Raw genomic sequence first — 668 nt, 5'->3', positions numbered from 1 at the left:
GCCAGAACGCCCATGACGACCGCTACAACGTGGCCGAAGAATATATGGAGGTCGTCTACAAGCTGTGGGAAGGCAGCTGGGAAGACGACGCCGTGCAGCGCGACAAGGCGCGCGGCATTTTCACCGAGCCGTCGCGTGTTCACCGCGTCCAGCATTATGGCGAGAACTACACGCTCGACGCCATCCATCTCTCCGAGCCGTCACCGCAACGAACGCCGGTGCTGTATCAGGCCGGAACGTCGCTGCGCGGAAAGCTGTTCGCCGCGCAACACGCCGAATGCGTGTTCATGTCCGGTCCGTCCGCAAAAGTGATCGCGCCGCGCGTCGCTGCGATCCGCGCGTTGACGGCAGAGACCGGGCGCGATCCGTCGGAAATCCTGATGTTCAGCATGATGACGGTGATCCTCGGCCGCACCGAGGAGGAAGCCGCCGCGAAACATGCGGAGTATCGTCGCTACATCAACCATGAGGGCGCCCTGACGCTGATGTCCGGCTGGACTGGCGTCGATTTCTCGACCTATGACCTCGACCAGAAGGTGCAGCACGTCCACAACGAGGCCGGCCGCACGGCGATGGACAATATCACCCGCGCCGATCCCGATCGCACCTGGACGGTACGCGAAGTCGCCGAGCATGTCGGCATCGGCGGTATCGGGCCAATCGTGGTC

The 668-nt window shown here is 63.3% G+C and carries 1 protein-coding gene; it reads left to right on the top strand.

Features of this window, described 5'->3' with window-relative positions; genetic code table 11:
• Positions 1–668: LLM class flavin-dependent oxidoreductase (locus tag AC1DU6_RS34265; protein WP_477862908.1), on the top strand; the 668-nt coding region annotated here is incomplete at both ends.

It is taken from the genome of Roseateles sp. P5_B10, assembly GCF_056400485.1.
The sequence above is the reverse complement of the archived record's forward strand: the minus strand, read 5'-3'. Positions and strand labels throughout refer to the sequence as shown.